18 protein-coding genes and 2 pseudogenes are annotated in these 22,896 nt (G+C 60.5%); 9 read left to right on the forward strand and 11 right to left on the reverse strand.

Going from position 1 to position 22,896, the window contains the following annotated elements:
• The first annotated feature begins 103 nt into the window (after positions 1-103).
• The 4 genes and pseudogenes from BRAGE_RS49225 to BRAGE_RS54780 all read left to right on the forward strand — a co-directional run bounded on the left by BRAGE_RS49225 (position 104) and on the right by BRAGE_RS54780 (position 7,611).
• Positions 104-5,704 (forward strand): trifunctional serine/threonine-protein kinase/ATP-binding protein/sensor histidine kinase, encoded by a 5,601-nt coding sequence (locus BRAGE_RS49225; RefSeq protein WP_063617167.1) that lies wholly within the window; start codon positions 104-106, stop codon positions 5,702-5,704.
• A 79-nt stretch (positions 5,705-5,783) separates the two neighbouring features.
• Complete coding sequence (locus BRAGE_RS0125645) at positions 5,784-6,656, forward strand: DUF427 domain-containing protein (protein ID WP_027558335.1); 873 nt, start codon at positions 5,784-5,786, stop codon at positions 6,654-6,656.
• Between the two features lie 57 nt (positions 6,657-6,713).
• Positions 6,714-6,998: pseudogene (locus BRAGE_RS56895) on the forward strand (MOSC domain-containing protein); the annotation flags it as partial.
• Between the two features lie 295 nt (positions 6,999-7,293).
• Positions 7,294-7,611, forward strand: a complete 318-nt coding sequence (locus BRAGE_RS54780) for a hypothetical protein (RefSeq protein WP_036055654.1) — start codon at positions 7,294-7,296, stop codon at positions 7,609-7,611.
• 39 nt (positions 7,612-7,650) lie between these two features.
• Here the strand turns inward: BRAGE_RS54780 and BRAGE_RS49235 are convergent, their stop codons facing one another.
• Positions 7,651-8,631, reverse strand: a complete 981-nt coding sequence (locus BRAGE_RS49235; RefSeq protein WP_051378512.1) for an AraC family transcriptional regulator — start codon at positions 8,629-8,631, stop codon at positions 7,651-7,653.
• Between the two features lie 122 nt (positions 8,632-8,753).
• Between BRAGE_RS49235 and BRAGE_RS0125660 the strand changes: the two genes are divergently transcribed.
• Together BRAGE_RS0125660 and BRAGE_RS0125665 are read left to right on the forward strand one after the other, a co-directional pair.
• Positions 8,754-9,290 (forward strand): carboxymuconolactone decarboxylase family protein, encoded by a 537-nt coding sequence (locus tag BRAGE_RS0125660; protein WP_027558334.1) that lies wholly within the window; start codon positions 8,754-8,756, stop codon positions 9,288-9,290.
• Positions 9,291-9,337: 47 nt separating this feature from the next.
• The gene (locus tag BRAGE_RS0125665) at positions 9,338-9,844 is read left to right on the forward strand and encodes a YkgB family protein (protein ID WP_027558333.1); all 507 of its coding nucleotides are present in this window, start codon (positions 9,338-9,340) and stop codon (positions 9,842-9,844) included.
• Positions 9,845-9,959: 115 nt separating this feature from the next.
• Here the strand turns inward: BRAGE_RS0125665 and BRAGE_RS49240 are convergent, their stop codons facing one another.
• The 4 genes from BRAGE_RS49240 to BRAGE_RS0125685 form a co-directional block, all read right to left on the reverse strand.
• Entirely contained in the window at positions 9,960-10,325 is a 366-nt protein-coding gene (locus tag BRAGE_RS49240) for a hypothetical protein (protein WP_141262954.1), read from the reverse strand.
• 56 nt (positions 10,326-10,381) lie between these two features.
• Positions 10,382-11,107, reverse strand: coding sequence for an alpha/beta fold hydrolase (locus BRAGE_RS0125675; protein WP_027558332.1), 726 nt, complete (start codon positions 11,105-11,107; stop codon positions 10,382-10,384).
• A 162-nt stretch (positions 11,108-11,269) separates the two neighbouring features.
• Entirely contained in the window at positions 11,270-12,148 is an 879-nt protein-coding gene (locus tag BRAGE_RS49245) for a polysaccharide deacetylase family protein (protein WP_035730057.1), read from the reverse strand.
• 125 nt (positions 12,149-12,273) lie between these two features.
• On the reverse strand, positions 12,274-13,143 hold the full coding sequence (locus BRAGE_RS0125685; protein WP_347336520.1) for an alpha/beta fold hydrolase: 870 nt from the start codon (positions 13,141-13,143) through the stop codon (positions 12,274-12,276).
• A gap of 296 nt (positions 13,144-13,439) precedes the next feature.
• Between BRAGE_RS0125685 and BRAGE_RS0125690 the strand changes: the two genes are divergently transcribed.
• Together BRAGE_RS0125690 and BRAGE_RS0125695 are read left to right on the forward strand one after the other, a co-directional pair.
• On the forward strand, positions 13,440-14,447 hold the full coding sequence (locus tag BRAGE_RS0125690) for an alpha/beta fold hydrolase (protein ID WP_084334210.1): 1,008 nt from the start codon (positions 13,440-13,442) through the stop codon (positions 14,445-14,447).
• Positions 14,448-15,708: 1,261 nt separating this feature from the next.
• Positions 15,709-15,957, forward strand: a pseudogene (locus BRAGE_RS0125695) (lipid A biosynthesis lauroyl acyltransferase); the annotation flags it as partial.
• Here the strand turns inward: BRAGE_RS0125695 and BRAGE_RS0125700 are convergent.
• The 6 genes from BRAGE_RS0125700 to BRAGE_RS0125715 all read right to left on the reverse strand — a co-directional run bounded on the left by BRAGE_RS0125700 (position 15,937) and on the right by BRAGE_RS0125715 (position 21,858).
• Entirely contained in the window at positions 15,937-17,553 is a 1,617-nt protein-coding gene (locus tag BRAGE_RS0125700; RefSeq protein ID WP_028146363.1) for a B12-binding domain-containing radical SAM protein, read from the reverse strand. The pseudogene BRAGE_RS0125695 and the gene BRAGE_RS0125700 overlap by 21 nt on opposite strands.
• Before the next feature lie 211 nt (positions 17,554-17,764).
• Complete coding sequence (locus BRAGE_RS54785) at positions 17,765-18,436, reverse strand: Rap1a/Tai family immunity protein (RefSeq protein ID WP_141262951.1); 672 nt, start codon at positions 18,434-18,436, stop codon at positions 17,765-17,767.
• A gap of 415 nt (positions 18,437-18,851) precedes the next feature.
• A complete protein-coding gene (locus tag BRAGE_RS0125705) occupies positions 18,852-19,541 on the reverse strand; it encodes a hypothetical protein (RefSeq protein WP_051378027.1) in 690 nt (229 codons plus the stop codon).
• 88 nt (positions 19,542-19,629) lie between these two features.
• A complete protein-coding gene (locus BRAGE_RS56900) occupies positions 19,630-19,827 on the reverse strand; it encodes a hypothetical protein (RefSeq protein WP_084334208.1) in 198 nt (65 codons plus the stop codon).
• 208 nt (positions 19,828-20,035) lie between these two features.
• Positions 20,036-20,620, reverse strand: a complete 585-nt coding sequence (locus tag BRAGE_RS0125710; RefSeq protein WP_027558326.1) for a protein-S-isoprenylcysteine O-methyltransferase — start codon at positions 20,618-20,620, stop codon at positions 20,036-20,038.
• A gap of 5 nt (positions 20,621-20,625) precedes the next feature.
• On the reverse strand, positions 20,626-21,858 hold the full coding sequence (locus BRAGE_RS0125715; protein ID WP_028146364.1) for a hypothetical protein: 1,233 nt from the start codon (positions 21,856-21,858) through the stop codon (positions 20,626-20,628).
• A 185-nt stretch (positions 21,859-22,043) separates the two neighbouring features.
• Between BRAGE_RS0125715 and BRAGE_RS0125720 the strand changes: the two genes are divergently transcribed.
• Positions 22,044-22,766, forward strand: coding sequence for an SGNH/GDSL hydrolase family protein (locus BRAGE_RS0125720; RefSeq protein ID WP_231164297.1), 723 nt, complete (start codon positions 22,044-22,046; stop codon positions 22,764-22,766).
• Positions 22,767-22,896: the final 130 nt, after the last annotated feature.

Here is a 22,896-nt window from a genome sequence, read left to right on the forward strand (position 1 = left end):
CGATTGTCGGGGACTGGTGTTGGGAGTACGTTCTCGAACGGGATAAGCAAACACCTATCCAGCGTTTTCAACCGAGTGGCCGGCTAGTTCCGGAGTCCGGCAGATGCACGTATCCTCGCGGATTCCCACCTACGGCGATGCCGGTCTCAACGCCTCTTGGGACGACGGCGAGCGCATCTTTTGCCGCGAACGGCGCCGGGGCGCCGACGGCAACGTCAAGAATGTCCTGATCGTTAGGGCCGCCGCGGAATACCCGCCTGCCGCGATCCTCGACCGGCTTGCCCATGAATACGCATTGCGCGACGAGCTCGATGGGACTTGCGCCGTACGGCCGCTGGAGCTGATCCGCGACGGCGGCCGAACCCTGCTGATATTGCAGGATCCCGGCGGCGAGCCGCTCGAGCAGCAACTGCTCGGCGCGCCGATGCCGCTGGACCGCACTTTGCGATTGGCTCTCGCCATGACCATCGCCGTCGACCAGCTCCATCGGCGGGGACTGATCCACAAGGATCTGAAGCCGGCAAATATTCTGGTGACTGGAGCGGACGAAGTCAGGATTACCGGCTTCGGCCTGGCATCTCGCTTGCCGCGCGAGCGACAACGGCTCGAACCGCCCGAGACCATCGCGGGCACGCTGGCCTACATGGCACCCGAGCAGACAGGCCGCATGAACCGGTCGGTCGATTCCCGCAGCGATCTGTATGCACTCGGCGTGACGTTCTACCGAATGCTCACTGGCGCACTGCCGTTCACCGCCGCCAATCCGATGGAATGGGTGCACAGCCATGTCGCGAGACGAGCCGTTCCGCCTGCCGAACGGGTCAATGGCGTTCCACGCGTCGTGTCGGCGATCATCATGAAGCTTCTCGCCAAGACGGCCGAGGATCGCTACCAGACCGCCGTCGGCCTCAAGAACGACCTCGAACGGTCAGTCGTCGAATGGGAAGCGCAGGGACGGATCGACGATTTCGTTCTGGCTCAAACCGATACATCCGACCGCCTGCTGATTCCCGAACGGCTATACGGTAGGGCACACGAGATCGAGGCGTTGCTTACCTCATACGATCGCGTCGCCCGGATCGGCACGCCCGAGTTGATCCTGGTGTCCGGCCCCTCGGGTATCGGCAAGTCTGCTCTCGTCGACGAAATGCACAAGGCCTTGATCCCCTTGGGAGGGTTCTTCGCGTCGGGCAAATTCGATCAGCACAGGCGCGATATGCCTTACGCGACCCTCGCGCATGCTCTTCAGGGCCTCATCCGGGGCCTTCTCGCCAAGAATGATGCCCAGCTGGCACCTTGGCGTCGCGCACTGCGCGACGCGCTGGGTCATCTCGGTCAACTGATGGTCGATCTCGTACCGGAGCTGCGGCTAGTGATCGGGGATCAACCGCCGGTCCCGGAGACCTCCCCGCAAGATGCACAACGGCGCTTCCAACTCGTCGTTCGACGCTTCGTTGCCATTTTCGCCAAACCTCACCAGCCCCTTGTGCTCTTCCTCGACGACCTGCAGTGGCTCGACGTAGCCACATTGGAACTGATAGAGGATCTTCTAAACAGATCCGACTTGCGGAATCTGCTTCTCGTCGCCGCGTATCGACCCAACGATGTCGACGCCAAACATCTGCTGGCACAATGGCTCCTGGAAATTCGCGCGTCCCGTAAACGCGTTCGAGAAGTCGACCTCGCCCCCCTCACTCGCGATGCGGTCTGGGAGTTCACCGCGGATGCACTTCGCTGCGAGCCTGCATACGCCATGCCGATGGCCGAGCTGGTATACGAGAAGACGGGAGGCAATCCGTTCTTTCTCACGCAGTTCCTGCAGGCGCTGGCCGAAGAAAAGCTACTGATCTTCGATCATGACAAAAGGCAATGGCACTGGGAACTCGAACGCATCAAGGACAAGAGCTACGCCGAAAACGTCGCAGATCTCATGGTCGGCAAGCTGAGCGGCTTGCGCGACAAGACACGTCAGGCCCTGCTCGAGCTCGCCTGTTTGGGCAGCAGCGCCGAGGTCGCAATGCTCTGCCTTGTGCACGGAGGATCGGAGCAGACGCTTCACGCGGATATGCGAGACGCGACGCGTCTCGAGCTGGTTCGACGCCTCAAGAACTCCTATGCGTTCGTGCACGATCGCGTGCAAGAGGCCGCTTATGCGCTTGAACCGGACCAGGACAGGCGAACGGCCTTGCACCTTCGGATCGGCATGGCCTTGGCGGCACAGCTCACGCCTGACGAGACCAACGAGCGCGTCTATATCGTTGCCAACCAACTCAACCGTGGCATCGCCGCTTTGGCAGGGGACGCCGAACGCAATCAGGTCATTGCCATCAATCTTGACGCGGGTCGGCGTGCGCGAAATGCAACGGCTTACCATGCGGCAACAACCTACCTTGAAACCGCCCGCGCGCTGCTCGGAGAGGAAGGACATCCGCGGTGCAGCCAGGACGCCTTCGCGATTGGCCTGCTGCACGCCGAATGCAAGTTTCTGCTTGGAGACTTGACCACATCCAAAGCGGAATTGGCGATCCTGTCACAGAGCCGATCGGACATTCAGGCAAGCGCTGCGGTCGCCAGACTTCAGGCGCAGTTGTACACCGCTGCGGGGCAGCTCGAGCCGGCGGTCGACGTCTGCCTTGCATTCTTGCACAAGGTCGGCATCGACTGGCTCCCTCATCCGGAGCGAAGCGAGGTGGATGAAGATCGGCGACGCCTGCGGAGTTTGGCCGAAAGGCTGTCCGACGGCGAGCTTCATGCTCTGCCGCCGATGACCGATCCAAATCATCGCGCAACGATGTGCGTCTTGGCCGATCTCCTCACACCTGCGTTTCTCACCGATCGCAACCTGTCCGACATCATGCTCGTAGAGGCCACTCGGCTGACGATCGAGCACGGGATCAGCCCCGAAGCGTGCTATCCGCTGACCGCGATATTCGGCGTGCTCGCGAGTAGCTCAACCGATGCCGAATTGGGATTCCGCCTGTCGCAATTTGGCGCAGCCCTTGCCGACAGGCACCCGCAATTGGGATTGAGCGGCCGTGCGCTCTTGGTATTCGGCCTCCACGTAACCCCGTGGATTCGCCCGATCCGGTCGGGAAGGCCATTCATTCAGCGGGCTCTCGCAATCTGTTTGACGACTGGAGAGCTGGCCTTCGCGGCGTACTCACATCGCGGACTGATATCGGTGGATCTCTTCTGCGGCGATTCGCTCATGGAAATCTGCTCGAGCGCCGAGCGGGCCTTGTCATTCGCAGAGGGGTTGGGTGTCCGACTGGCAGCGGAGGGTCTGGTCAGGCAAAGAGACCTGGCGCGGAGCCTTGCGGGGCGCGATGGCAATCATCGCTTCGAGAGCCCGGCGGCGCTTCAGCCTCCGGATGCGAGCGAGCCACTAAGCGCCTTCTTCCACTACGCGACGCAAATTCAGATCGAGGTCCTTGCAGGACGTGACGATGTCGCGATTGACCTCGCCACACGCGCCGAAGAGCTCTCCTGGTGCGCCCGCGCCTATTCGGACTTTGCCGAATACCGGTTCTACACGGCGCTCGCTCATGCCGGGGCTTGTCACGCATCACGACCCGAAGATCGCGAGCGACGCCTCAGCGATCTCCGCGAGCACCACCGCAAGCTCACAGTCTGGTCCAACCGCTGCCCAGCGAACTTCGCCGCCCGGCAGAAGCTCGTCACGGCGGAACTTGCGCGTGTCGAGGGTCGCGAACTCGAGGCGGAACAGCTGTACGAAGAATCGATTCGATTGGCGCAAGAATCCGGATTTGTGCAGATTGAGGCGATCGCCGCCGAGCACGCAGCACGGTTCTACGAGGTGCGCGGCATTCGAACGGTCGTTCTGTCCTACCTGATGAGAGCGCGCGATTGCTACGCGCGCTGGGGCGCCGAGGCGAAGGTGCAGCAGCTCGAGGAACTCTATCCGGGCCTGCGGGAGCGAGGATCCGCGCTCAACGCCGCAGGCACGATCGGAGCACCCGTCGAGCAGTTGGACCTCGCGACGGTTCTCAGGGTGTCGGAGGCCGTTTCAGGCGAGATCGTGCTGGAGAGGCTCACGGAAACCCTGCTTCGTTCAGCGATCGAGCACGCGGGTGCGGAACGCGGCGTACTGATTTTGCCGAGAGGTTCCGAGCTGAGAATTCGGGCGGAGGCGGTCACTGGTGGCGGTTCTGTCGCCCTCGATCTTGCCGATTCACCGATCTCCGCCGCCGAAGTGCCGATGTCGATCGTACTCTACACGGCTCGCACGCGAGAAAGCATCGTGCTCGACGATGCCTCGACGAGCGACGCATTCGGCGACGACGAATACATCAAGAATAAGTGTGTCCGATCAGCCTTATGCGTACCACTCATCAAGCAAGGCAGGGCGGTAGCATTTCTGTATCTCGAGAACAATCTCGCCTCGCGCGCATTCACCCCTGCCCGGATCGCGATCCTGAAGTTTCTCGCGTCCGAAGCTGCGACCTCGCTCGACAATGCCCGCCTGTATCGGGAGCTTCAGGAGCGAGAGTCGAGAATCCGCCGGCTCGTCGAATCCAACATCATCGGGATATTCATCTTCGATCACATCCCCGACATTCTCGATGCCAACGAGGCCTTCCTGAAGACCTTGGGATATGATCGCGACGATCTCGCCGCAGGCCGGCTGCACTGGGCAGATCTGACACCGCCCGAATGGCAGGAGCGTACCGATCGCGCCCGCGCCGAATTGAAGGCGACGCGGGTCGTCAAGCCGTTTGAGAAGGCATTCTTCCACAAGGACGGCAGCCGGGTGCCGGTGCTGACAGGCGGAGCCTTGTTCGATGACGAGCAAGAGCAAGGCGTCGCCTTCGTGCTGGATCTCAGCGAACGCAAGCGCGCGGAAACCGAGGCACGCGAAAACGAGCAACGTTATCGCGAGGCTCAGATGGAGCTGGCCCATGCCAATCGCGTTGCGGTGATGGGACAACTGACGGCGTCGATCGCCCACGAGGTCAATCAGCCGAACACTGCCGTCATCGCCAGCGCGCAGGCAGCATTGAGCTGGCTCGATCATCAACCGCCGGCGCTGGAGCAGACGCGCAGGGCGCTGACACGCGCCATCGAGAACGGCATCCGCTCAAGCGAGGTCATTGGGCGCATCCGCGATTTGATAAAGAAGTCACCGCCCAAACGGGATTCCCTGGCGATCAACAACGTGATCGGTCACGTCATTGAGCTCACGCAAACCGAAGCAGCGCGGAACGGCGTCTCGATCCGGACGGCATTCGCCGATCGTCTGCCCAAGGTCATCGGCGATCGCGTGGAGCTGCAGCAGGTGACGCTCAACCTTATCCTGAACGCCATCGAGGCGTTGAGTGGAACCATGGAGGGCAAGCGCGAACTGCTGATCCGGACCGCGCGAGCAGATGGGGAGAGCATACTGGTGTCGATCGCGGATTCGGGGCCGGGCCTGTCTGCGGAGGGCCTCGCGCGGCTGTTCGAACCGTTCTACACGACCAAGTCGGGAGGCCTGGGTGTCGGACTGTCGATATGCCGTTCGATCATCGTTGCGCACGGCGGCAGACTGTGGGTGACCGCAAACGAACCGCGGGGGGCGGTCTTCCAGTTCACCGTCCCGATCGATGACGGATTTCAGTTGGCTGAACCGTCTCGGCTGGCGACATCACGGCGCAGAAATGGCGGGATGACCTGTAACCCAAACCGGGCTGCGGACGAAATATAGCCATCGGATCGTGTCGGCGAAACCAATGGGCGGGAACAGGTCGGGCATCCGCTGACGATGCGCTAAGGGGAGAGATCAGTTGGGACTGTCCTGGCAACAAGGCCCGCTTTCAACGGGAGCAATCGGCCGCTTTCTCGTCCCCGAGTCGCTGCCCAAGCGACTATTGTACGTCGAACCGTTACGCCGCCGCATGCGCGTGCACTTCGGGGGACACTGGATTGCCGACAGCGAGAAGGTCCTCCTGCTGTTCGAACCGGGCCGTTATCCTGTGGCCTATTTCCCGGAGGCCGATGTTTCCCCACATGTGCTGGAACGCACCGAGCACATCACTCAACACGCCGACCTCGGGCCGACGTCCTGGTACAGCATTCGAGCCGACGAGCAACATATCGCGGCGCGAGGAGCCTGGCAGCATACCGACCTGCCCGCCCATGCGAGCGATTTGCACGGTCTGATCGCGTTCGCTTGGCGAGCCATGGATGCATTCTACGAGGAGGACGAACGCATCGTGGGTCACGCCGCCGATCCCTATCACCGCATCGACATCCGCCAGACCTCTCGTCACCTCGTGGTCAACCATCAGGGTCGGGTCATCGCCGATACGAAGCGGCCGCTGGTGCTTTACGAATCCGGCTTTGCACCCCGCTGGTACGTTCCACGTGCCGATATCGACGAGTCTGCCCTCACTCCGGTGAAGCTTCAGACCTTCTGTCCGTACAAGGGTCTCTGCAGCTATTACTCCATTGGAGATGCACGCCAGGCGGCTTGGTCCTACCCCGACGCCTATGACGAAGTCCGCCGCATCTCCAGTTTTGTGTCCTTCGAACCGGACATCGTAACCGTCCATCTCGATGGCACGCAGATGCGTCTCGAGCCCGGCCAGTCGGTGGTTCCACACGGCCCCGATCGCAATCTTGACGTCGCCGAGGTGGCCCCCGAGGCCGGTAGCTAGCCGGCGGAATCTGCGCCCCGCCGGTAAAAGCTCCGGCCCGTCGAAACGGAGCGGCATATGGCGCGTCTCCTATCGGTGAATGTCGGACTTCCGCGTGACCTCACGTGGAACAATCGAACAATACGTACCGGGATCTGGAAAATCCCGTGCGCGGCCGCGGTCGGGTTGGCCGATTGAATCTGGACGGAGACGGTCAGGCCGACCGAGGTCACTCAACCCCGCGTGACCTGCTATCGCGTCGGCATCCGGACCAACGAGCCGAAGATGCCGGCGCTGCTGACGTCCAGCGGGCGGGCGGGGTTTTACTTCCGCGTTCTGAACGAAGGCGAGATCGGCGCCGGGGCAATAGCTGGGTGCTGCAGGAACGAGGCTACCGCAAGGCTTGAAGCGTATGGCGGCGTCCAGACATCGTCATGCCCGGCGGCGCGACCGCATTGCGCAAGAGGCCGCGGCGTCCGCATCGTCACTCGCAAGACCGTATCAACACCGGTCACGGCAGACCGGTCTCCTCCATCGACGCCTTTGAGACGAACGAGCATATCTCCGAGATTGCCCAGCATTCAGCCTTTCACGTCCGCGACTATTGTGGCCCGCAACGGAGCTGCTCATCCCGAGCCTCCATCAAGGGAGGGCCACCATGTCCCATCGCTCGAACCAGACACGCTCGATCCGTTCCGCTGTCGCGGGGTTTCTCATGATCGGCCTGCTGTCGCCCGCACATGCCACCGACCGAAGCACCTCTCTCGACGGCCTCCCCGACCTGCCGTCGCGGGTCGCGGAGCGTCTCGCCTCGGCCGAGCCGACGTCGCACCTGCCTTGGCTCGCTCCGGTCGGCCACCATCAACCGAGCCGGGCCGACGCGCCTCAATCGGATGCTCTGTCGGCCTTGGAGCGTGAGCAGCAGCAGCGCGATCGGATGCTGGATCGCAAGCTCATCATCTGCCGTGGATGCTGAGGTGGACCGGCCACCAAATGTTCGCCGGCCCAGGCATTCTCAACCCGATATCGCCTCTGCGTTCGCGAGCTCCAGCCCGTCAATCGTCACTGGAGCCTGCGCCGCCTTTCGCCATTGCGCGGGGGTGATGCCCATGTGGCTCTTGAAGGCCCGCTGGAACGCCGCCTCCGACTGATAGCCGACCGCTTCCGCGACCGCTCCGGTCGAGATCGACCCTTTTCTCAATTCATTCGTTGCCAGCGTCATGCGGATGTCGGTTAGCAGGTCGCTCGGCGAACGTCCGACCTTCTCCTGAAACTGACGGGCAAGTGTCGCACGCGACATGTTGGCGAGCTGCGCAAGCTCGGGCAGCGTCCATGCACGCGCAGGCTCGTTGAACATGGCCGCGACCACCGGCGCGAGGCGCGGGTGACCCGCGAGCGCGAGCAGCCCGCGCGGCGCGTCCCCGGTCTCGCTGGCGAGGCGAAGCACGAGCGCGAACATCGCCGTCGACAGCGCGTTCAGCATCGCGTGGCCACCGAGATGATCATCTGCCGTCTCGCCGCGCATCAGGGCAACGAGGCCCGCGAGCTGCGCGGCACTGTCCCGTTCGCCTGCCTGCGCGCCAGCGCGTACGATCAGGACCGGCGGCAGATAATTGCGCAACAGGCGGTCGTGCGGCGGCGCGATCGAAAAATGTCCGCACAACAAATCGAGCCGGGCGTCCGAGCCGGGATTTTCGCTGATCGTGAAGTTGAGTGACGCGCGGTTGTGAGCCTTCAGCGGCGCAGCGCCGCCGCCGTCGTGCATGACATGTCGTGGATTGCTCGGCAGCAGGAGAATGTCCCCGGTCTCCAGCCGCAGCGGCTTGCCGCCGGCCGGGTCTTCCAGGACGGCCGAGCCACCGACGACCGCGTGATAGGGAATCTCATTCGCCTCGCCCGGACCCTGCTCGATCCGCCAGGGCGCGCCATAGGAGCAGCGCAGGTCCAGACGACCGCGCACCGGCATCATCTCGAACAGGCGGCTCAGCCAATCCATCATCCCTCCTCCAAGTTGAGACGAACGAGCATATTTAAGAGTCTTTATAGCATTCAATATCTCATATCCGGACCATAGTGTCACCCCGCAATCGTTCGCCACCCGAACCAAGGAGTGCCACCATGTCCCGTCTTCCCGTCCGGAACCTCGAAGCTGATGCCGGCTCGTCCGGCCAGGTCTACGCCCAGATCAAGAAGGCCATCGGCAGTGTGCCGAACACCTTTGCGGCGCTCGCCGCCCATGGCCCGGCCGCGCTCAAAGCCATCCTCGCTGCAGACACCGTGCTCGCCTCCGGAGGCCTGACCAAGTCCGACAGGGAGATCATCAAGCTGGTGATCAGCGAGGCCGCCCGCTGTGACTATTGTGTCGCCGCCCACAGCCATCTTGGAAAGCTCGTCGGCCTGACACCGGAGGTGCTGAAGCAGATCCGCGACGGCCGGCCGACTGGCGATGCCCAGCGTGATGCGCTGGTCGCTTTCGTCGACAAGCTCGCGCGCACCAGCGGCACGGTCAGCGACAAGGATTACGCCGCGATCAAGGCTGCCGGGTACAGCGACGCACAGCTCGTCGACATCAGCCTCGCCTTCGCGACCACCGTGTTCACCAACGTCTTCAACCGCATCAACGACACCGAGATCGACTTCCCCGCCGTCGCGTGAAGCCACTGAGCGAGGTTTCAGATCTCAACCATGAAAGGATCACGACCATGACTACGCTTGCCGCAACTGCCGAAAACCCGATTGTCCGTGCGCTGAACGGCTCCGGCCTGCTCGCGGAAGACCTCGACTACCACGTCGTCCGCGCCTCGATGGTGATCATGTTCTTTTTCTTCGGCTATCAGAAGTGGTTTCCATATGAGTTCGAGCGGCTAGTCCCCTTCATCGGCAACGGGCCATTGATCTGGTGGCTCTATCCCGTGTTCGGGCACGCCGGCGCCAGCTATTTCCTCGGCGTCTCGGAATGGTCCTTCGGCGCACTGTTGCTCGCGGGCTTCTGGAGCCACCGACTCGGCGTGCTCGGAGCACTCGGCTCGACCGGCACCTTCATTGCGACCGTTACGATCATTCCCTTCATGCCGGAGGGTTGGGACGCCGCCGCGGGAGGCTTCCCGGCGATGACGGGTAACGTCCCCTTCCTGATGAAGGATGTCGTCCTGCTCGCGGTCTCCTTCTACCTGCTGCGGCAGGATCTGGTTCGCCTGATCCGGCATTAGGTGGCACTCTGCCGAGCGGCGACGCGTCGCCGGCGAGCTCTCGAGTTCGCCGGCGATTGCGCGTTCGCGCGGTCGACAAGCGCGGCTGTGCCGCCATGCCGGGCGCGGCAAACGATCAACAGCGACGGCAAATAACCAGCTTTCGATCAAGCTCCTGATCCTGCAATTTCAGCATCTCGTCCAGATCGGTAACCCGCCTATGAACCGCCATAGCACTTGCGGAATTGGGGTCGAACGACTGCCCATGCGGCTGAACGTGCACCTCCGGCAACGGCTTGACAGGATCCGAATACGCAGGTTGCCCGCCTTGCTTGGACGGATCGTCGTAGCTCGGCACGGCGTCCACATGATCCGAAGAACCTTGCATCATGCCCGAGGTACCTTGGTTGTGCCGCCGCGTAGACGCAATGGTCGGGCTCAGGATCAACATCACACTGAAGGCTGCAATCGCGGTCTGCCAGCACTTTGGCTTTCTAGTCATTCCCTACCTCTTCTCCCATTGCGGTCCATGCGCGCGCAACGCTTTGTCAATCGCAGTTAGTTCGCAGCCGCGCGGGCGGCCTGTACGATCACGTCGGCAACGATGTCCGGGTTGGAGACGGTGACGGCATGCGATGCATTCACCTCAACGACGTGCGATTTTGCACGATCGGCTTCGAACTTCTGTTCGGCCAGAGGAATGGCGAGATCCTGCAGGGTCCTGATTTGCCAACTCGGCTTGCTTGTCCATGCAGCGGATGTCAGCCTCTCGGTCAGGGCTGCCAGGTTCATAGGACGTTGAGTGGCGAGCATCATTGCAGCCTCGCCAGCTGGCACATCGGCAGCGACGTTGCTGTGGAACTTGTCGGCCTGATAAAGGAGATACGTGCCGCTGGTTCCGTCAGGGAGAGAGTAGGCAACCGCCTCGACGGACGTGGGGAATGTGCTGCCGGGAAACCGCTCGAGCAGATTGCTCGCAGCCTCCCCTGCCGCGGGCATCACTGCGGCTGCGTAGACGAGGCCTTTGACCTTTGGGTCCGTGCCGGCCTCGGTGATGACGGCGCCGCCGTAGGAATGGGCCGCCAGGATCACGGGGCCCTGGATCCTGTCCATCACGCTGCGCAGGTAGGCGGCGTCGACGGCCACGCCCAGCAACGGATTGGCAAAAGCGACGACTGGGTAACCGGCGCGCTGGAGCCGCTCGATCACCTTAGTCCAGATCGATGCGTCTTCGAAGGCTCCGTGCACAAGCACGATCGTGGGCGTGAGCGTTTCGGGATTCATCGTGAGTCCTTCTCATGAGAGTTACGCAGGAGGTAGGTTTGCTGACGTGTGCAAAGCCGTGCTGCCCAACGCCATCATCTGCCTCGTGAGCCGCAAGGGCCGGCCGCCATGGATTGTCCAGGATCGGAATGTCGGAAAAGAACGGCGCAATGCGAGATACCGCTAACTCCTCAGATGGTGCTGCCGGTACCACTTGTTGATCTCGCCGCTGGTCGTCACCCACACGTCCTTGTGGCTCGAGATGTAGGCGAGGGCCGCCGCCAGGTACTTCGTCCGAAACGCCTGCCCCGTGATAAAGGGATGCAAGGCAATGGGAAGAACCCTCGGGAGCCGCTCCCCCTCCTCGTAAAGGACGTCAAACTGGTCTCGTATGATCCGGCCGAAGTCTTCCGCGGACGCACCGAACGTCAGAACCGACGGAAGGTCGTTGCATTCGACGGAGTACGGCATTCCCAGAAGAGACCCCTTCTTCACTTTCATCTGAAAGGGCAGATCATCACACGTATAGTCGCACAGATACTCGATACCCCGCACAGCGAGCAGATCCGGCGTGGCGTGCGTCTCCGTCAAGAACGGGCTGAGCCAGCCCTTTGGCTTTTCGCCAGTGGCCGCCGCGATGACCGTGAGCGTGTCCTCGATCAGCGCAGCTTCCTCCTCCAACGAAAGGCCGTTGGCGATTTCGGAGTTATTTCGTCCGTGCCCCATGAAATCCCATTTGCGTTTCGCGCCTTCCTCAACGACCCGGGGATACTCGCGACAAACATCCGAGTTGAGACACACGCTTGCCGGCAAGCCATACTTGTCCAACGTCTCCATCAACCGCCAAATGCCCACGCGCTGCCCATAATCTCGCCAGCCGTAGTTGAGTGAGTCCGGCATGAATTGCGCGGTGTGCGGCACGATCGCCGGGCCAGGCCGGTCCTCCGGAAAATGCTCCAAATTGATGTAGATCGCGACCGCTATGCGTTCCTTTTTCGGAAAGGACACAAGCGGACGATCGACAATCGGCGTGAAGTCGTAACGTTTGGTCTGGGTCTGCATCAGTCGGTCATTCCTCGGTAAACTAGCTCGGCCATCAGTCTCGCGACGATGCCCGCAACCAGCTGGGCTGGACGTTGCTATCCGCCGTGCGTCGGTGAGGCGCCGGGGCTGCTTGCCTTGCCGGTTCAGCCGTGTTGCTGCGTGGCGTTCTGACGTGCGACGGAACCGGCGATGGCCTCGTGTATCATTCCGATGACCGGCCCCGGGGCCGTGATCGGCGATGCATGATCGACCTTCTCCGAGCGAACCTGCGCACCCATCCGACGCGCCAGGAACAGCTGGGTCGCCGGATTGATCATGCGATCCTCCTCGGCGACGAGGTACCATGACGGCTTCGCTTTCCATGCCGGTTTCGGAGCCTTTTCCTGGATGGCCGCGACGGCAATGGGACGCTGGATCGCCGCGAAGAGTGCGGCCTGTTCGGGCCGGGCATGCTGACACCAGGCAGCGCTGAACCGGTCGTCCGGCATCCAGAGGAGACCGTGACTGTCGGGGGTGAGTTTCGGCGCTTCCGGCGACGGCTTGTCGCGATAGAATACGTCGGCGACTGTTTCACCTTCGTCGGGGGAGAGAGCCGAAATGAATACCAGCGATCGAACCCTCTCGTTGGTGCATGCACCTATCACGGCGCCGGCATAGGCATGCGCGACGAGCACGAGCGGGCCATTGGTCCGCTCCAATGCCCGCTCGAGCGCCGTAACATCATCCGATAGCGACGAGAGCGGAATCGGTGCCGCCAACGTCTTCAGCCCTCCGGACTGCAGCGATGTGATGACGCGGCCCCAGCTCGAACCGTCGGCCCAGGCGCCGTGGACAAGAACGATGGTGACGTTCGCGGCCGCGGTTTCCGATCTTCCGGTGCCGGCCCGAACGACTTTCCTGCTCGCATGAGGATTGGCATCCGCCGGCGCAATTATGCCGAGCTCCGCTGCAGCGACTGTCATTGCCGCTACACCGAGGACGTACCGGCGATCATGGTTGATTTCCTCAGACATATCTCTTCCCTTGCTCTACCGGACAGCGCAATCGCGCTCCCGTCGACCCGGACCTTTCGCTATTCGGCGATCCAGCCGCTCTGGTTACAGGTGGCGGATCATTCCGACGGTCAATTCCCGGCCGCTCCCCTGCCGCGGCCTCATCGCGCCGGCCGGACGGCGTTTTGAGCATGAACGCGTCAGAGGCGCTAATCCTGCGAAAACGCGATTCCTCGGAGCTGCTAGCATGTGTCGCCGCGCCGTCATCGAAGGGGCATTTGGCAAGTACGCTGCGCCAGCCTTGAAGGACATCAGAGATGATCGAAGAGACAAAGATCGAGCGCCGGACCTTCGTCCAGGCGATGACCGCCGCATCCAGCGCCGCGCTGTCACTGGCGCTTCTGCCGCAGCGCGCTGCCGGTCAATTCCTCGACAAGACCACCTCGACCGCTTCCGATCACTTCGAGACAGCGGAGATCAAGACCGACGACAACACCATCTTCGTCAGGCGCTACGGGAGCGGATCCCCGCTGCTCATGGTCCATGGATTTCCTCGAACCAGCCTGATGTGGCGTCACGTGGCGCCGCATCTCGCTAGCAAGCACACGGTGATCTGCGTCGATCTTCGTGGCTATGGTCGCAGCGGTATTCCCGCTTCCGCGGAGGATCATTACCCCTATACGAAGCGCGAGATGGCGAAGGAGCTCGTCGCCGTGATGGACAAGCTCGGCTTTTCCAAATTCGACCTAGTCGGACACGATCGCGGCGGTCGCGTTTCCTATCGCCTCGCGCTCGATCATCCGGAGAAGGTGCAACGCCTCGCGGTATTTGACGTCTTGCCGATCTCGGAAGCATGGGGCCACGCCGATGCAAAGTTCGCCATGACCTACTGGCCTTGGAGTCTGCTCTCGCAGAAGGCCCCGCTTCCCGAGAAATACCTGAGCGGCGCGCCTGACGCGGTCTTCGAAAATCCATTCGGCCAAGGCTCGTTCGGCTCCGAAGTCAGGGCGGAATACACCGAAACGTATCGTGATCCGGCCCGGGTGCATGCCATCTGCGAAGAGTATCGCGCAGCAGCAACGCTGGATATCGAGCATGACAAGGCGGATCAGAAGGAAGGACGGCGCATCAAGTGCCCGATGCTGCATTTGTGGGCTTCCGGCGGCCCCCTCGATACATTCTACGGGCCGGATGGGGGCGCCTTGGGAATCTGGAGGAAGTGGGCCGACGACGTGCATGGCCAGGCGGTCAAGGGAGGTCACTTCTTCCCCGAGGAAAACCCCACCGACACGGCGGAGCTCCTGACCAGGTTCCTGTCGGCTTAGCGCACGCAATCCCTATTGACGGCCCGTTTCTCGTCCAGGTCGCCGCCGAGCACCGAGGGATCGCGAACGCATTTATCTGGCCTGCAATTTCTTCGGAGCGCTGGTCGACCCGACCATTCTAGGACGATTGTTCGATCCCTTTGGATGGACCGCATGCGTCGTCGGCGTAGCGTCAGTCCTGGCCGCGGCCGCTGCTTATCTCGATGCTGACAAGAATAAGTACGCTTGACTATCGCCAATCAAGATCTCCGTCTTTCGCAAATGTGCCCCAGATTCCGCTGTCCCACCCTCTACTGATGCGCGCTCGCTGGCAGGACAAGAGAACTTGCGCCACGGAGCCAGCTCAATTCGCGGCAGCAGCGCCGACCGCTAGCATCAGGTGTCTAAAATCGCGGAAGATCGTAGTTTGACGCAGAAAAATTGGAGGATTGGTAGCGGGGAAGGGACTCGAACTCCCGAGGCTGTCCGTTGGGCGAATTGCAGGACGGCGCCAATTGCGCACAAGTGCATCATTTCAACTGGGTGTCCGATTTGTTCGCCGTAACACGCTATTCTACGATGAGGGCGTAATAACAGACCTGCCCTGGTGGCTTCCGCGATATATGGCCGGGATGAAGCCACCGAGATAAGCCAATATGGTCGATGTAATGCACGACGCCGTTTAGTTCGATTCTGGACCGAGCATAAGAAGCTCCATTTCCAATCGCGTCCAAAGAATTTGGCGGGAATAGAGTTGCTTACACAACGAACTCAGCAACCTTAAGTGCTGGCTGGGGCGGGAGGGATCGAACCTCCGAATGGCGGAATCAAAATCCGATTGATTATTCAACGATTCCAAATCACGTTTGGAAAAAACGGTCGAAAGGACCTGTAACAAATCCAATAGCTTAGATGCCGTTTCCAAATGAAAACACGCCCGCTGAGCTACGGCTTGAACGGTCGATGTGAGCGGCACGAGCCTCCCAGTCTAGAGCCCAAGCAGGTTCAAATCCTGGCGCAGCCACCGGCACCGCCGTCCGGTTCGGGTCGCGATCTGACTGAGGGCCCTCCCCGCGTCCCGAACGCAGTGAGTTGAGGGCCTCGCTTTCCGGGGATCTCGGGCTCGGTCCTCCCTGGAGCATTCCATCGGGCCGCACGGCCACTTCGGAGTAAGGCGAGCGGCAACCCGCGCAGCTCGCGGGGTTGCTGATGGAGGCCATCACCGCGCGAGACAGCAATCGCATTGAAACGACCCAAGCATATCGTTCCTCAGCTCCCATGCAGGACCAGGGCCAATCCGATGCTCGCCCGGCTGCTGCGGCAGATTGAGTGCCCGATTCATGGCGTGCGCATTGTCGGTCTGCCCGGACAGCGCTTTCGTGGCCAACTGTCTGAAGAAGTGAAGCCGGTCCGCGATGCCGGAGGACAAATCGACATTCAGGGAACGATGCAGGCGGTCGCATCGGTCATCGAGGGCTGGATCCGCGAATATCCCGATCAGTGGCTGTGGCTACACCGTCGCTGGAGGTAGCACTTGACTGACTGCGGTAGCCCTTAGTGGAGGTACATCCTCCAACTCGGCAATGCGGCGGTCAATCTCGCCGATCACGCGTTCCGAAAACGGCCCGAGGTGCATGTACAACGCCATCAGCATCACGATGTAACGCAGCGCGCCCGGATTGGTCTTGGCGACTTCGACAAAGGTCTTCCAGAACGGCTCGCGAACTTTCGGCAGAGCCCGCATGATCTTGTGTAGGCTGTCGATGCCGCCAAGCCTCTTGCGCACATCGCCATCCGGCAGATCGCGGCGCCGGTCGGATCGGTCGAGCATGGCTGCGAGACGGGACAGCCGTCCCGCATATGCCGCCGGACTGTAGACGTGCCCGAGCACTGCTTTGTAATCGGAAAGGATGTCACGAAGTGGACGCTTGGTATCGAAATTGCACCCGAGCGTGCACTGATCGCCCGCCTGCTCGACGTTCATAAGGTCATGGCCCTGGTGCAAGCGGCCTTCCATGGCCAACCGCCGTGTGAGCTGCGTGCCGGGCAGCGCATAAAGAAGCCCAACGATGGAGACTGGAATGCTCGCCTCCTCGATGAGGTCGGCCATCGCCTGTCCTATCGAGGCCTTTTCATTGTCGAACCCGACGATGAAACCAGCGGTGACGAACATGCCGTAGCCGTAAATCTTGTGAATGCACTCGGCGATGTTGCGCCTGGTGTTCTGCTTCTTCTTCATCTGCACCAGCGTCTCGGGATCCGGGCTCTCGATGCCGACGAAGATCGCGAAGAAGTTCGCATCCTTCATTGCCTGCAACAGCTCGCTGTCGTCCGCGATGTTGATCGAGGCTTCGGTTGAGAACTCGAATGGATAGTCGTGGTCTTCCAGCCAGGCTTTGAGCCGCGGCATCAAGGTGCGGAGGTTCTTCTTGTTGCCGATGAAATTATCGTCGACGAAATCGACATGCCCGCGATAACCGTGATCGTAGAGCGCCTGCAACTCTGCGAGAATCTGATCGTTGGTCTTGGTACGCGGCACGCGACCATACAGCTCGATAATATCGCAGAACTCGCAGGTGAACGGGCAGCCACGCGAATACTGCAAGCCGATGTATAGATAGTGATCGAAGTTGAGAAGATCGTAGCGAGGCATCGGACTCAGCGTGACATCTATCTTGAATTTCTCGGCGATGAACACGCCCTTGCGTTCGCCGCGTTCCCAGGCGGCGATGAACTGCTCGATGACATGCTCGGCCTCGCCGATCACCTGAAAATCCGCGTCCGCGTAAAGATGCGGGCTGGAGGAGACGTCCGGCCCACCGACACATACTGGCTTGCCGCGCAGGTGGGCGAGATCGATCAGGTAGATGGCGTCCGGCTGCTGGTTGAGCATACCGCCGATCATCACAAGATCGGCCCAATCGAGGTCCGCATCTGTCAACGCTTCAGTATTGCGGTTGACGAGTCGGATGTCCCAATGCTTCGGCAACATAGCGGCGACGGTGATCAGGCCGAGTGGCGCCGTGGGATACTTCGCGCCGACGAGTTCGCAGGCCTCCGCATAGTTCCAAAACGAATTCGGAACGAACTTCGGATAGATCATCAGGACGCGGCATGCGATTGTCATGCTGTTCCAGCCCGGGCGTTGATGGCACAATGCCCCGCTGTTTATCGGGGCTCAAGGCTTCGCTCGTCGATAAGGCGTTTGAGTACTAGTTGTGGAGGTGGGCACTACGGTTCAGTTCGCGCACCTCGGCGGTAGTGCATTGCGAATCAATCAGGCCGGACGCGAACATCGCGGACCGTAAGGCCGGCATCAGTATCCGCAGATACGCGTTCTATTTGGATTTTTTTGGGGCACGCTTTTTCGGTCCAGTTCCGGCATCGTCCCCACGGCAGGGCCAAGCATCCCTGAATGCTTCAATAGCGACGGTGATCCCCGGTTCATTCACTCGATCCGGATTGCTATCAAGATACTGCAGAAAAACCTTCGCACTTTGCAAAGGGCTGCCTTGCGCGGGGGGGCATGCACGGACGTCAGCGGGCAGATTTGGTGAAAAGAGCATCGCGGTTTCGATCATCCCCTCACATACGCCTGCGGACCGAGCTTCGTCCTGATTGCGAGGCGAATTCTTGACAAGCAGCTCGCAAGACTTTTGCGCGTCGGTTCCCTTATCGACAACCGTGGCATTGGCCTTCCCGATGATCGCTAGGATAAGGCCGGCAACAATCATATGGACCCGCATCCACGTCCCCCGAATACCGGCGCGATAGCTTGCAGGCATTGAGTATGCCGCAATAGAGTGGCCGCCCGCGCCGTTCCGGCGGCTCAGACGGCTTAGCTCAAAAAAAGCGCCTGATCCATCGCGCTCGAATACGAGCGACGTGAACTCAGCTCTTCCATTTCCACAAAGCTGAAAGAGCGCTTGTCGACTTGATAACGCGCAGCTTTCCGCGCCGTGACCGCCGCAAAGGCCGGCTACACCGCGATCATGATCGCGGATCGACATAGGCGGCGACAAGCGTGCTGATGGTAGAGATCTCGATTCAGCGCGATGTTCGCGACGCGCACTGGTCGATTGATGTTGATGCTCTGCCTCGACGCAGAACCATCGCCTAAGCAGTAGTCTTCGTCTGCGACGACAAGTTCTGCGAACCCTCCTCGACTACGCCAAGGAAGACTTCGACCTCGGAACGGTTTCCAACGAGAGCTTAGCAATGTCAAAGCGGAGGTGGACCTGCCTCGCAGCGCAGCGCGACGGGCGTTCCCATGATCTCCTCGGCCTATTCATCAACCAAGCGAGGCAGCCCAAGAATGTCGGTCGTACCGAACCGCATCCTCAAAGAACAAGCTCGCTTGAATGTCTTGAAGACCTCACACCCATCCTGGCGCGCGGAAAACTGGATGAACTCAATCCGAGGATTCTAGCCTCGACCGGGTTCAAGCTGCACCGTCTTTCGCCCCCCGTTCAGCTCTCTGAGTTTGTTGACGTATTCCTCAGGCTTTAGCAGATGAAACGGAGCGTTGAGGCCCATGAACGTCGCTATGCGGCCGATAAAGGCGGTGCAGTTTGCCGTCGCTGCATTCCAGAGCGGCGAAGTCTCCTGCTGGCGCTTGATATAAGCAAAGACCTTCTTGGCGTCCGCCTCAGACAAATAGACGCGATAGCTGGCCGTTAGATATTGCTCGTCAAGATCACCGTAGGTCGCACCCGTCTCAGAAGGGACAAACACGATGTGTCCCAGGATATAGGGCACCTCGTCGCCGGCCGGAGCCAGACCAGCGACCTCGACCTGCTTTTCGCCTGTCTTTCCGTACCAGACGAAGGCATGACCGTACGTTGCCGCCGTGCGGGCACGAAAATCAACGTAATAGGGACCCGTGGCAGCAGCTCTTCGAGCTGGCTTTACATCGGATATCGCCGGCGTAGCAGCAGCCATGGTCGCTGCATGCTTCGTCGCCGAACTGGGGAGAGCGTCCCGTTGCTGCTGGTCGGTACGCGCCACGAGTGGTTGCGCGCTACTGATCCCGGCCCCCAAGCCCACAAAGGCCGCGAGCATGGCGGCCTTTGCAAGAAGCGCTAGACCCGGATGTTTCCGAATCACTCCTGCCATCTTCGAATCCCCTTGGATCCAAGATCCGATGCCATAGGTAGTCTACTACCCCAAATGAACGCCGCTGGCGTCCGAATGGATAGTCAGATCAACCCTTGGTCACCAACGGAGCCGGGGCAGCGACCGGGTATTTGCCCACGGGGCTCTTACCCACGGGATACTTGCCGATCGGAGCTTTGCCAACCGGCGCCGCGGCGGCAACCGGCTGAGGCCGTGGCAGGTCCGCAGCAGCTGCGGTTCCCACGAAGGCCAACGAAGCGATTCCAAGTACAACGAATTTCAGCATCGGTTCTCACCATTTGTTCGGAAGCGAGTGGAATTCACCTGACACGCATAGAAATAACCTGACACTCGCCACAGCACTAACGAATAGACCGGGGAACGCGCGGTTCCGACAGCTTTTTCTACCGTATGTTGCGGAAATGGCACGCAAATTGAGGTGTGTCCGGTTCCAATTCACTCTCGTGGGCACAACAGACCCGCCGGAACCTACCTCAGAGTATCCACGGGAAGACCCGACCGGTCCGCGCCATATACTCGCGATAGCTGTCGCCAAACGTCTGCAACATCATTCGCTCTTCCCTTGCGACGCGGCCAAAGAACAAGATCCCGAAGCCGGCAATGCCTGCAAAACCGGCGATCCAATTCGGCAGCAGCAATGCCTGGGCGATAGCCCACAGCCAAAATGCCGAATACATCGGGTGTCGAACTCTCCGGTAAATCCCTTCCGTCACAAGTTCGTGGTTCTCCCGCACGTCGAGACTTATCGACCAATTCCGGCCGAGTGCACGATGTGTCAGGTGAAACACGCCTAAAGCCGCGATCGCAACGAAAGACCCCAGCCAAGCCAACCAGGGATAAAAGCTGTGATCTGCGAAACGAGGCATTCCTGTCGCTACGTAGACAAGCGGCACAAGTCCAAGTCCCGAAAGAGATATGAGCAGGAGCGCAGTTTCCAGGGGGCCGCGAGCGCTCCACACAACCCTCGCACGGCGGGAACGCCGCGCGTACTTATAGCGGATGAGGTACCAGCCGATCGCCAACGCAACGAAGATGACTTTTGAAATGGTGGGCGTCATTTAAATCAGGCTGCCGCGCCCGGACTCCCCAGCAGTTCGCTTTCCGACGCCGGCGCGCCCGCAACAAGGCCTCCGTCGTCAGCGATCATCGACACAGCGCCATCCGGGGCGAGCGTCTGGGATTTGGCTGAAATAGGTCCGCATGTGAGCATGAAGTAGTCGTACGATGTTCGCCTGTCATTACCACTGACGAACTGGCAGTGCACGCGGAAGAAATTGAAGCGGATGCGTTGATACACGTCGTCGTTAAGCATTCGACTAATCTTCACGACCCTGACGGTCGCCTCGTTTTCTGTCGACAAGCCCATTTCGGCCATTGGCCGGCATTTGTAAAAATTCAACACGTCGGTGAGGGCCTGATAGTCGCCCCAGAAGATCGCGCGGGAATTGGCGACGCGCTCCACCGTCCTGCGAAAGCGTACTGCCTTCGGGTGCAGCCCGATCTTGAGTATGGATGATCCAACGCTCAAGAATGTGACGGGACTCTTTTTCCGACCGAGCGCAGGGTCCAGCTTCAAGGCGCGATCAAGTAGATCAACCGCTAGTACGGCGCCAAGGCTGTGCCCTACGACCAAAATTTCGTCTGCGGCGGAGTTGCTCGCCGCAACCACGAGCTCGGCGGCCAACCTGTCCAGCCTTTGCTCTATTTCCGAATTACCGAATCGAATGTACTCGCAAGAGAAAATCCAATCGTCGAACAAGGCGCCCAGGTGTAGCCAGTGCCACGGGCCCGCCAAAACGGCTACGATTCCGCAGAGGCCGCCACCGGCAGCGATAGGAATGGATCCGGTGACCTTGAATGCAACCACGCCAATCAAGAAGGCGGCCGCGATGAGCAATCCGAACGTGACAAATGGATAGAGAAAGAACAGTGCGTAGCGCCAGTTGGTCAGCAAGTACCGCCAAAGAGTGCCGGCCAAAACGAAATCCAGAAACGCAAGAATCCCGACGGAAATGCGTGAGCCAATGCTTCGGCGCCCGAAGGTCTCAATTACGTCGTGCCATCGGACCACACGGTAATCGGTTTCGACGAGCCAATCGGGGCCAGTTGTCGTCACATTCCATCGTATCTGGTCGGCGGTATCATGCGAACCGTCAACGGCCGCGTTCACCGACCAGGTACGTTGGAACCTGGATATTTCGCGCACAAAGCGTCGTTGCGCGCTGGCATGCGACGTGATTGGATCATAACCGCCGATATGGAATACCAACCGTTTCGCTACAGGCTTGCCGGACATTGTCTTATTCCCGGACTCATGCGTGCTGCTCGCTCCCCACGCGTCAATCGACCTGCAATCAAAACCAGACGTTTGAAGCCAAGGGTTGTCAAGAGAGAATCGACCAGTTATTGGGGAACATGGGTCGATTTGTTCTGCCATGCGTAAGCCGAACCGCTCGAACAATAGCGTCGATCGGTGCTGCCGTGATTATCGGTTTGTCCCGCACAGCGCCCTCTCAAGCGCAGGACGAGGCATCATCTGGCGAGAGATGCCTTGCTGCAAATTTGGATGTTTCGCTGGGCGCACAATTGCCCCGCACGGCGGCGCGTTTGAGATCTGGTGAGCCGCTAAAGATTGTCGCGATCGGATCATCGTCGACGGTGGGGCTCTGGGTACTTCGGTCTGCGGCCACATATCCGCAGGTGATGCGCCGAGAACTCTCGAGGCTTAGATCCAACGCAACGATCGAGGTCATCAACAGCGGTCGAGTCGGCGATACGATTCCGAACAACATCGCGCGGTTCGAGCGTGACGTTTTCGCGCACACTCCTGATCTCGTTATCTGGCAATTAGGCACTAATGACGTCGCCTGGGGTGGCCGGCCGGATCAAGGGCTCAAAAGAAGCGTTCTTGAAGGGGTAAGGGCACTTAAGGCGGGGTCTGCCGATGTCGTGTTGATGGATCTGCAATATGCGCCACAGGTGCTCGCTTCCGCTAGCTACTCAACGATGGAGGGCATCATCGCCGATGTCGCGAAGCAGGAACGGGTCGGGCTGTTCTCTCGTTTTGCGCTGATGCGAAACTCGATCAACGCCGGAGTTGCGCAGAGCGCGCTCGTAACGTGGGACGGATTGCACAACACCGCCGATGGTTATGATTGCATTGGACGAGCCCTTGCCCGAGCCATCTCAACGAGTGCGCGTTGAGAGGCCCTAGCTTCGAAGGCTGTGGGTTCACATGAGTTTGGGCACCGGCCGTGACAGCGATGCCGAGCGTGCAGATGCCCATTAACGCGAACAAAGACCAACTATCTTCGACAATCACCGCATCTCGCGC

Source organism: Bradyrhizobium genosp. SA-4 str. CB756, assembly GCF_000473125.1.
GTDB lineage: Bacteria > Pseudomonadota > Alphaproteobacteria > Rhizobiales > Xanthobacteraceae > Bradyrhizobium > Bradyrhizobium arachidis.

Excerpts from the sequence above, each read along its gene's own strand:
- BRAGE_RS49225 (WP_063617167.1), top strand. The coding sequence starts at position 104 with ATGCACGTATCCTCGCGGATTCCCACCTACGGCGATGCCGGTCTCAAC.
- BRAGE_RS56900 (WP_084334208.1), bottom strand. The coding sequence starts at position 19,827 with ATGCTGAAATTCGTTGTACTTGGAATCGCTTCGTTGGCCTTCGTGGGA.
- BRAGE_RS49240 (WP_141262954.1), bottom strand. The coding sequence starts at position 10,325 with ATGACTAGAAAGCCAAAGTGCTGGCAGACCGCGATTGCAGCCTTCAGT.
- BRAGE_RS49245 (WP_035730057.1), bottom strand. The coding sequence starts at position 12,148 with ATGCAGACCCAGACCAAACGTTACGACTTCACGCCGATTGTCGATCGT.
- BRAGE_RS0125700 (WP_028146363.1), bottom strand. The coding sequence starts at position 17,553 with ATGACAATCGCATGCCGCGTCCTGATGATCTATCCGAAGTTCGTTCCG.
- BRAGE_RS49235 (WP_051378512.1), bottom strand. The coding sequence starts at position 8,631 with ATGGATTGGCTGAGCCGCCTGTTCGAGATGATGCCGGTGCGCGGTCGT.
- BRAGE_RS0125710 (WP_027558326.1), bottom strand. The coding sequence starts at position 20,620 with ATGACGCCCACCATTTCAAAAGTCATCTTCGTTGCGTTGGCGATCGGC.
- BRAGE_RS0125660 (WP_027558334.1), top strand. The coding sequence starts at position 8,754 with ATGTCCCGTCTTCCCGTCCGGAACCTCGAAGCTGATGCCGGCTCGTCC.
- BRAGE_RS54785 (WP_141262951.1), bottom strand. The coding sequence starts at position 18,436 with ATGTCGATCCGCGATCATGATCGCGGTGTAGCCGGCCTTTGCGGCGGT.
- BRAGE_RS0125685 (WP_347336520.1), bottom strand. The coding sequence starts at position 13,143 with ATGTCTGAGGAAATCAACCATGATCGCCGGTACGTCCTCGGTGTAGCG.
- BRAGE_RS0125690 (WP_084334210.1), top strand. The coding sequence starts at position 13,440 with ATGATCGAAGAGACAAAGATCGAGCGCCGGACCTTCGTCCAGGCGATG.
- BRAGE_RS0125675 (WP_027558332.1), bottom strand. The coding sequence starts at position 11,107 with ATGAATCCCGAAACGCTCACGCCCACGATCGTGCTTGTGCACGGAGCC.
- BRAGE_RS0125705 (WP_051378027.1), bottom strand. The coding sequence starts at position 19,541 with ATGGCAGGAGTGATTCGGAAACATCCGGGTCTAGCGCTTCTTGCAAAG.
- BRAGE_RS0125715 (WP_028146364.1), bottom strand. The coding sequence starts at position 21,858 with ATGTCCGGCAAGCCTGTAGCGAAACGGTTGGTATTCCATATCGGCGGT.
- BRAGE_RS54780 (WP_036055654.1), top strand. The coding sequence starts at position 7,294 with ATGTCCCATCGCTCGAACCAGACACGCTCGATCCGTTCCGCTGTCGCG.
- BRAGE_RS0125665 (WP_027558333.1), top strand. The coding sequence starts at position 9,338 with ATGACTACGCTTGCCGCAACTGCCGAAAACCCGATTGTCCGTGCGCTG.